This window comes from Massilia mucilaginosa, from assembly GCF_011682145.1.
Classification (GTDB): domain Bacteria; phylum Pseudomonadota; class Gammaproteobacteria; order Burkholderiales; family Burkholderiaceae_D; genus Telluria_A; species Telluria_A mucilaginosa.
The window spans coordinates 1-9,411 of record NZ_WHJH01000096.1 but is presented as its reverse complement, the minus strand read 5'-3'; the positions used below and the strand labels follow the sequence as shown (position 1 = coordinate 9,411).

The following is a 9,411-nucleotide window of genomic DNA, read 5'->3' as shown; positions in this document are numbered from 1 at the left end:
CATTTCTGCGTCATCCGTTCTTGCCTCGATACCCTGCGAAAACAGGGCCACAACATGCTCGCAGTGCTACAGCGCGCATTTGTCGGCGCGCCTATCCCATCAGTTGCATAGCGGCTGAATAGTTACCATTTTCTTATGCGAAATCATATTCTTGACTACCTTGAATGATCCGGAGTTTGCAAGTTGCGTCTATAGGCCGTGGAATGTGGAGGTCTCTCCATACTGTGCAATTCGGTTGCACATATGGTTTATGCCAAAATGACGGCTATACGTGGCCTTTTGGGGGGCGGTAGTATTCACCGATTTGTTGGTATAAGAGATCAAACTATCCCGACTGCGACAAGCAGTCTCAACTTTCCGTAAGCGCATGCATATTCAAGTTGAAAGCCCCCCGCTCGACGGGTGAAGGGTCTTCGCCAACAAGGCGCATACTCGTCACGTAAGGTCGCGTAATGCGCGCCTCATGCGCACATCTTGTCCGCATCGTCCTGCGCAATGTCCTGGCAAATCGCCCCCTGCTGCAACACCACCACCCGCTGCGCCATGGCGATGGTTTCCGGCCGGTGCGCGACGATGATGCGGGTCAGGTTCAGTTGCCGGATCGAAGCGTTGACCGCCACTTCGTTCCACACGTCGAGGTGACTGGTGGCTTCGTCGAGCACCAGCAGGCGCGGCGTCTGGTACAGCGCGCGCGCCAGCAGCAGGCGCTGCTTCTGTCCGCCCGACAGGCCGGTGCCGATGTCGCCGACCAGCGTGTTGTAGCCCATCGGCATGGCCATGATTTCCGCGTGCAGCGCGGCGGCCTGGGCGCAGCCATGGACCCGCTCCTCGTCGCGCGTTTCGGCAAAGAAGCTGATGTTGTCGGAGATCGAGCCGGCAAACAGATGATCGTCCTGCATCACGGTGCCGATCATCTGGCGATAATTCGACAAGCCCAAGTGGCCCAGCTTGACCCCGCCGATCAGGATTTCGCCGCTGGTCGGCTCCAGTAATCCGAGCACGAGTTTCATCAGGGTCGTCTTGCCGCAGCCGGACGGCCCTGTCACCGCGATGCACTGGCCGGCGGGAATGGTCAGGTCCAGGTCGCGCAGGATGAACGGTTCGCCGTCGGCATAGCGAAACGACAGCTTGCGCAGCTCGACCGATGGCGCGACCGATGCCGGATCGATCTCGCATTCCACCGTTGTTTCTTCTGGCGCGGAGAGGACGATATCGGCCACGCGCTCGCCGTGCAGGCGCAGCATGGCGAATTCGAAGACCTTGTCGACCAGGCTGGCCATGCGGCTGCTGAACTGGTCCTTGTAGCTGATGAAGGCAAAAATCATCCCGACCGAAAAGCGGTTGTCGAGCACCAGCAGCGCCGCCATCCAGATCACGATCACCCGTTCGGTATTGAACAAGAATGTATTCGCGCTCTGGTACGACACCGCCATCCGGGCGATCCGCAATTCGGCATTGACCTGGTCGACCAGGGTATTGAGCCATCCCGCGTGGCGCGCATCGTGGCGCCCGAACAGGCGGATGCTCTGCACCCCGCGCACCGATTCGAGAAAATGCGTCTGCTGGCGCGCGGCGTGGATAATCTGTTCGGCATTGGCCTCGCGCAGGCTGCCGAAGATCGCACAGCGCATGGCGATATAGATGAGCACCGCGATGCAGGCCACCGCCGACAACTGCCCGCTGTAGGCGACCATCATGGCCAGCGTTCCCAGTACCAGGAAGCCGTCGATGATGCCCTCGACGAATTGGGTGGTCAGGCTTTCCTGGATCGCGCGGATCGAACTGAAACGCGACACGATGTCGCCCGTGTGGCGTTTTTCGAAATACGACAGCGGCAGTTTCATGAGGTGGCCGAAGGCGTTGCTGAGCCACTGGACGTTCAGATTGGTCGACAGCACCGTGGTCACCCACGAGCGCACCGCGCCGACCGCGGTCTGCAGCAGCACCAGCAGCAAAAAGCCGCAGCCGAGCACCGTGATCATGTCGCGGTCGGCCGAGAGCAGCGCTTCGTCGACCATCCATTGCATATAGAAGGGCGCCACCAGTGCGCACACTTGTAGCACCAGTCCGAGCACCAGGATCTGCGCCAGCCCGCCCTTCAGGCCCGTGACGCCGCCCATCAGCGAATACAGCGAAAATTGCTGGGTCTCGTTTTGCGGCTTGAATTGCTGCGACGGCAGCAGCTCCAGCGCGACGCCGGAAAAGTGCTTGCCGCATTCCGATAAGGGCAGGCGGCGCATGCCGACCGCCGGGTCGTGAATCACGGCGTGGGTCGGCGAGACCGATTTCAATACCACGAAGTGATTCAGGTCCCAGTGCAGGATGCAGGGCAGCTTCAGCTGCGCCACCTGGTCCAGCTCGAGTTTCAGGGGGCGCGGCTGGAGCGCCAGCGCTTGCGCCATGGTCATCAGGCTGCGCAGGGTGGCGCCCTTGAGCGAGACTGCAAAGCGCCGCCGCAGATTGGCCAGGTCGACCCGGTGCCCCCAATAGCTGGCGACCATGCCAAGGCAGGCCAGCCCGCATTCGGCCGCCTCGGTCTGGAGCAGGATGGGCAGCGATTTGCCGCGCCAGAAGGCTTGTTGCAGGCGGTCGTGGAAAAGCATGGCGGTTCCGATATCGTGAGAACGCGGTCGGTCCGGGCCTTTCATCAACGCCCGGAAATGGTGAACAGGGGTTCCAGCACCCATTCGTAGAGCCGGCGCTGGTCGAGCGCGATGCTGGCGTCGACCAGCATGCCCGACTTGAGCGGCACCGGCTTGCCGTAGGCCTGGACCGACTGCCGCTCCAGCGTCAGGCGCAGGCGGTACATCGGTTCGGTTGCGCCGGCCGATCCCAGGGCGGTGTCGGCCGGGCGCGACGAGGTGTGCGCCACGTCGCGCACGCGCGCCAGGTGCTGGCCGAATTTCTGATAGGGGAAGGCCTGGTAGCGCAGCGAGACCGCCATGCCGGGCTTGATGAAGCCGATCAGGCGCGAGGGCACGTAAAGCTCCGCTTCCAGCTGCGCGCCGGCCGGCAGGACGGCCGCCAGGCTGGTCTCCGGGGTGACGGTCTGGCCGATGTCGCCGGCCAGCGCGGTGAGCACGCCATCGATCGGCGCGCGCAGCACGATGTCGCTTTGGGCCTGGTTTTCGGCCAGGTCCTGTTCGAGTGCGCGCATGCTGCGCTCCAGGGCTGCGCGTTCACGGTCCGCCTGCGGCGCGATGTCCCGCATCTGCGCGCGCGCATCGGTGGCGGCGCGCTCGGTCACCGTCTTGATCCGCACCAGCTCGGCCAGGCGCTGGCGTTGATCGAGCAGTTCGGCGCGCTTCTCGCTTAACTGGTTGGGCGATATATAGTTGGTCCGGGCCAGGCCTTCGTAACGGCCGAACGCTTCGTGGGCCAGGGCCAGCCGGTCTTCCTGCAGCGCGATCTGCTCCGCCACGCGCGCCAGTTCGGCGCCGATATCGTCCACCCGCCGTTGCGCCGCGCTGCCGCGCTGGGCCGCTTGCACGATCACCTTGTCGAGCTCGGCGCGGTAGCTGTCGCGCCGCTGGTTCAACAGCGCGGCCACGGTTTGCTCGGTCGATCCGGCCGCCGCGATCGTGCGTTTTCCGGATAACACGAACAGCACGTCGCCGGCGGCGACCTGCTGGCCTTCGCGCACCCGCCTTTCCATGATCACGCCGACGCGGCCGGGAATCACGCGGATCACCCCGCCGGTGGGCAGCAGCAATCCCTGCGACTGGGCCTTGCGCGTGGTGCTGAAACAGAGGAAGAAGGCCACGATGGACAGCGCGATGCCGGCGAACAGGATGGTCAGTGCCCGCTGGCCGGGCGAGCGTGCCAGGATGACCTTGCCGTACTGGCGGGCGCCGGCGTGCTCCAGCGCCTGCAGCCGGAACAGGGGGCGCGGCGGCGATGGCTCCGCCTGGGCGGGCGATGACGGATCAGGCATGGACACTCCGGTGATGGCGTCTCCATCCTTGCATGCATATTTACCTAAGGCAATTCAAGCCGGCCGCTATTCGCGCCGGTCCAACACCGTACCGCCGGAAGATTGAGCGCGCTCAAGGCGCGGCACTGGCTGCGGTACAGCCACAGCGCGATGGCTGGCGCCGGATCACATTTTTTGCAGTTCGCAATTGGCAAAGCTATACTGGCGCCCCCGCAGCCGCACGCCGCGCCTGCTCCATCGGACCCTTCGCCATGATCGTTTTTTCCTTGCGCACGCTGATGCTGTGCACTGCCCTGTCACTGTCCGCCGCCTGCGCGGCCGAGGTGCCGGTGCTCGGCATCAAGGAAGCATTGCGTGTTCCGGCCTACCTGTCGATGGAGCTCTCTCCCGACGGCAAGCACATCGCCGCGATTGCGCGCAAGGGCGAGGCCAGCAAGGTGGTGCTGATGGATACGGCAACCCTGACGCCGCGCTTCCTCGACATCCAGCGCGGCAGCATGAAGAACCCGAGATCGGCGCGCTGGGTCAACGACACCTATCTGGCCGTCAGCACCGAAGAGGGGGTGAAGATGGTCGATCTGGACGGCAAATACATCCTCTTTATCGGCGGCCGCTACATGGGCAATGTCACGCCCGACAGTGCCGGCAAGGCGCGCATCCTGGCCAGGCGCTACTATGAGCCGGCCTACGTGGCCCGCATCACCATCGACCAGGATAAGTCGGAGGTGATCAACTTCCACATGCCCGGCAAGCCGGTGTCGTGGGTGTTCGACGCCAATGGCGACGCGCGCGTGGTGACGACCATCAGCACGGCGTTCTGGTCCGATAGCACCACCTACACCCACTGGTATCGCGCAGGCCAGGACAAACCCTGGGAAAAGCTGGCCACCTTTGACTACAGCGACGAATCCTGGTGGCCGGAGAGCCTGGCAAGCGACCAGAAATCGCTGGTGGTCCAGTCGCGCCAGGGCCGCGACACCGATGCCTATTTCCGCTACAGCCTGGAAACCCGCAGCATCACCGACATGCTGGCCGGCCACCCGACCCAGGATATCTTCGTTCCCGATACCGAAGAAGACGGTTCCTTCCGCCTGGTTGCCAGCGCCGGCATGAAGCCCTCGCTGGAATGGTTCGATCCGGCCTGGGCGGCAATGCAGAAGAGCGTCGATATCGCCTTGCCGGATCGCTTCAACTTAATCGAGGGCAAGCTGACCGGCAAGTTGCTGATTCATTCCGTCAGCGATACCGACCCGGGCCAGTGGTTCCTGCTCGATATGCCGAGCGCGTCGATGCGCAAGGTGGCATCGGCCAAGCCCGAGATCGACGTCGCGGCCATGCGGCCGGTGCAGGTGGTGCGCTACGCCGCGCGCGACGGCCTGAGCATCCCCGCGTATCTGACCTTGCCGGCCAGAACGGGCACGATCAAGCCGGCCGTGATCCTGATCCATGGCGGCCCAACCGCACGCGACGGCTGGACCTTCAATCCCGAAGTGCAACTGCTGGCCGCGCGCGGCTACACGGTCCTGCAGCCGCAGTTCCGCGGTTCTTCCGGCTTCGGCAAGGCGTTCATGCAAGCCGGCTACGGCCAGTGGGGATTGGCGATGCAGGATGACATCAGCGATGGCGTGCGCTGGCTGGTCGAACAGGGCCATGCCGATCCGCAGCGCATCTGTATCTACGGCGCCAGCTATGGCGGGTACGCCGCCATGTGGGGCCTGGCCAAAACGCCCGAGCTGTACCGCTGCGGCGCCAGCTATGCCGGCGTCAGCGATATTGCGAACATGCTCAAGGACGACTCCGACGTCAACGCCCAGGCGACCGGACGTTTGTACAGAGGCATCGTGACCGGCAGCGCCACGGGCGGCAAGCAGGCGCTGGACCAGGTCTCGCCCCTCCGGCATGCGGCGCGCATCACGGCGCCGGTGCTGCTGGCCCACGGCGAATGGGACCGGCGCGTGCCGATCGTCCATGGCCGCAACATGCACAAGGCGCTCAAGGAAGCGAACAAGGAAGTCGAATGGATGATCCTGGAAGAAGAGGGCCATGGCATCTACCATGAAAAGAACCGTGAGAAATTCTACGGCGCCCTGTTCAAACTGTTCGACCGCACCATCGGCGCGGGCGCGCCGCGCTGACCCCGCTCAGGCCTGCTGGCGCCCGCGCCGGCGTGCGCCCAGCATCGCCAGCGCGCCCAGGCCCAGCAAGCCCAGGCTGACTGGTTCCGGCACGGCCGCCACGGTACTCATCGAAAACTCCTCGATCTCGCCATAAAACACCGTCGAACGTCCCGAGAGCGCGTCGGTATGGCCGAACTGGGCCTGCTTGCTTGCGTACTCGTACAGGTCGGGCTGTAGCGTGGCCGAAAAGGGCGTGGTCAGGCTGGCGTTGGCGCCCGCAAAAAAATGATCCGCCGATTCGATGCCGTGATACGCGTAGAGGCTTTCTTCGCGCGTGGTCCAGTTCACGCCGGCAAACGCCTGGTCCGATCCCCACGGGCTCTGGGCCGAGGCGCCGTTGGCGGTCTGCTGCTGGAAACTGCCGGTGCGCTGGTAGTCGCGCGTGACGCCGTCGACGGTGATGCGGGCGCTGAACAGATTCAGGCCGTACAGCCCTTCATACTGGTTCAGGTAGCTGTCGCGGGTCGCCGTGCGGTCGTCGAAGGTGAGCGTTATCTGGAATTTTTTGCCGACCAGATTGCCCGGGCCGAAGTCGTCCAGGGTGTTCTGGTACACGCTGCTGACCACCCCGCGCGAGGTGGTGGTGAGAATGGTGGCGTGGGCGCTGGAGATCCAGGCCGAGGCGAGCAGGGCGATTGCGAAGAATGATTTTGAGGACAAGATATTCTTTCTTATACTTTGGTTAAGATGGCATAGTGTACAAGCAAAGAACATGCCATTTGGAAATTGTCGTTTGGTATCATCGGCTTAGGATTTTCTATGAAGAGATTTCATGAGTATCTGTAAGATTTCCCGACACGCCAGCCGGCCAGGCGGCGGTTGACTGGCCCGGCCGCGCCCCGGATACTGTCGGCATGACCATTCCCGACGCTCGCGCATGCCCGTAACGATCCTGATAGTCGAAGATGAACTGGCCATTGCCGACAGCATCGCCTACGCCCTGCGCACGGACGGCTTCGTGGCGCGCCACGTGAGCCTGGGCGCGCAGGCGCTGCAAGCGATGCGCGAGAGCGACCCGGCCACCGTGCCGGCGCTGGTGGTGCTCGACGTCGGCCTGCCCGACATGAACGGCTTCGAGGTGTGCCGCCAGCTGCGCCAGTTCTGCAACGCCCCGGTGATTTTCCTGACCGCCCGCAGCGACGAGATCGACCGCATCGTCGGGCTCGAAATCGGCGCCGACGATTACGTCACCAAGCCGTTTTCGCCGCGCGAACTGGTGGCGCGCATCCGGGTCGTGCTGCGCCGCCTGGCGCCGCCGGCCGCTTGCGCCGTGCCCATGCCGATTCCCGCCACGCCCGCGGCGCGCTTCGAGCTGCGCGAGGCCGAGGCGCGCATCCTGTACCGCGCCCAGACGCTCGACCTGACCCGCTACGAATACCTGCTGCTCAAGGCCCTGTGCGAGCGTCCCGGCCATGTGCTCTCGCGCGCGCAGCTGATGGACCGGGTCTGGGCCGACGCCCCCGATACGCTCGACCGCACCGTCGACGCCCATGTCAAGTCGCTGCGCGCCAAGCTGCGCCTGGTCGACCCGGCCGACGATCCGATCCAGACCCATCGCGGCATGGGCTACAGCCTGGCAGGCACATGAGAATCGGCCTGCGCATCCTGCTCGGCTACTTCTTGATTGTCGGGCTGGCGGCGTGGTTTTTACTCAATGTGTTCGTGGCCCAGGTCAAACCGGGCGTGCGCTCCACCCTCGAAGACACCCTGGTCGACACCGCCCACCTGCTGGCCGAAGTGGTCGCCGACGATGTCAAGGCCGGCCGCGTGAACGATTCCCAGATGCTGGCGCGCCTGCAGTCGTTCGGACGGCGCCATGTGGACGTTTCCATCGATGGCTTGAACAAGCGCAACCTGAACTACCGTGTCTACATCACCGATGTGGACGGGCGCGTCACCTTCGACTCCAGCGGACGCGATGTGGGCAAGGATTATTCGCGCTGGAACGATGTCTACCTGACCCTGCGCGGCGAATACGGCGCGCGCAGCACGCGCGACGCCAGGTCCGACGACACCAGCGCCGTGATGCACGTGGCGGCGCCGATCATGGATGGCGAGCGCATCATCGGGGTGCTGACCGTCGCCAAGCCGGTCTCGACCGTGCAACCCTTCGTCGAACGCAGCCAGCGCATCATCCTCACGCGCGGCGCCCTGCTGCTGGTGCTGTCGCTGTTGATCGGGATGGCCTTCGCCTGGTGGCTCAACCGCTCCCTGCGCGTGCTGATGCTGTACATCGCCGATGTCGAGGCGGGCCGCAAGGCTACCTTGCCGGCGCTCGGCAACAACGAAATCGGCACGCTCGGGCGCGCGCTCGAAGCGATGCGCAACAAGCTCGAAGGCAAGGAATACGTGGAAGAGCTGATGCACACCCTGGCGCACGAGCTCAAGAGTCCGATCGCGGCGATCCAGGGTTCGGCCGAGCTGATGCAGGAAGACATGCCGGACGCCGAGCGCCGCCATTTCCTGAACAATATCCTGAACCAGAACCTGCGCCAGAAGCAACTGATCGACAAGCTGCTGGCCCTGATCCGGGTGGAAAAGCAGCAGCGCCTGAGTGCGCCGGAGACGGTCGCGCTGCGCAGCCTGGCCGAGGAGGTGCGGGCCGATGTGTCGGCGCGCCTGCTGGCGCGCGGCCTGACCCTGGAAACCTTTATCGACAAGCTGATCGTGAAGGGCGACCCGCTGCTGCTGCGCCAGGCCGTGGGCAACCTGCTCGACAACGCCATCGATTTCTCGCCGCCCGGCGGCCTGATCACGCTGCGCGCCGAGACCGTGGGGGACGAGGTGATCATCAGCGTGAGCGACTGCGGCGCCGGCATTCCCGCGTTCGCGCGCGAGCGGCTGTTCGAGCGTTTCTACTCGCTGCCGCGCCCGGATGGCGCCAAAAGCACGGGTCTGGGCTTGCCCTTCGTGCGCGAAGTGATGGCCTTGCATGGCGGTACGGTGACGGTCGAGAACGCACAGCCATCCGGCGTGTGCGCCCGACTGCATTTGCCGCTGGTGCTGGTTTCCTGAGCGCGTTCAGCGCTGCGGCGAGGAAGACGTTCCCGACGTACTTATCAGAGAAACAGCGCCTGGCCGACGCTCCAGCCGCCATCAGTGAGCTTGACCTTCCATGGCAATGAGCTGACTCTAAGTCTTCGAATACCCTACTTTTTTAGGGGGTTAGAGGGTAATGCCGTTAAGTTAAGCGCTTGACTTCAATCTGGTTACCGGATATCTCTGCGCTTTCGCTTTTACGACCCGGTCGAACGTCCGATCAGGTCGGTAAGTCTTCAGATCGAGTACCAGCCTTTCCCG

6 protein-coding genes are annotated in these 9,411 nt (G+C 64.1%); 3 read left to right on the top strand and 3 right to left on the bottom strand.

The annotated features are described in order from the left end of the window. Nucleotides 1-461: 461 nt before the first annotated feature. Both F2P45_RS33285 and F2P45_RS33280 read right to left on the bottom strand, forming a co-directional pair. Complete coding sequence (locus tag F2P45_RS33285) at nt 462-2,603, bottom strand: peptidase domain-containing ABC transporter (RefSeq protein WP_166882499.1); 2,142 nt, start codon at nt 2,601-2,603, stop codon at nt 462-464. A 44-nt stretch (nt 2,604-2,647) separates the two neighbouring features. Further along, a complete protein-coding gene (locus F2P45_RS33280) occupies nt 2,648-3,934 on the bottom strand; it encodes an HlyD family secretion protein (RefSeq protein WP_166882498.1) in 1,287 nt (428 codons plus the stop codon). A 251-nt stretch (nt 3,935-4,185) separates the two neighbouring features. On the opposite strand from F2P45_RS33280, the gene F2P45_RS33275 reads away from it, so the two are divergent. After that, nucleotides 4,186-6,069, top strand: a complete 1,884-nt coding sequence (locus F2P45_RS33275; protein ID WP_166882497.1) for an alpha/beta hydrolase family protein — start codon at nt 4,186-4,188, stop codon at nt 6,067-6,069. 6 nt (nt 6,070-6,075) lie between these two features. Here F2P45_RS33275 and F2P45_RS33270 read toward each other — a convergent pair whose 3' ends face one another. After that, nucleotides 6,076-6,771, bottom strand: a complete 696-nt coding sequence (locus tag F2P45_RS33270; RefSeq protein WP_166882496.1) for a PEP-CTERM sorting domain-containing protein — start codon at nt 6,769-6,771, stop codon at nt 6,076-6,078. 217 nt (nt 6,772-6,988) lie between these two features. Between F2P45_RS33270 and creB the strand changes: the two genes are divergently transcribed. Continuing rightward, nucleotides 6,989-7,699 (top strand): two-component system response regulator CreB, encoded by a 711-nt coding sequence (gene creB, locus F2P45_RS33265; protein ID WP_166882495.1) that lies wholly within the window; start codon nt 6,989-6,991, stop codon nt 7,697-7,699. Continuing rightward, nucleotides 7,696-9,126, top strand: a complete 1,431-nt coding sequence (gene creC, locus F2P45_RS33260; RefSeq protein ID WP_166882494.1) for a two-component system sensor histidine kinase CreC — start codon at nt 7,696-7,698, stop codon at nt 9,124-9,126. The genes creB and creC overlap by 4 nt, the downstream gene beginning before the upstream one ends. The last annotated feature ends 285 nt before the right edge of the window (nt 9,127-9,411 follow it).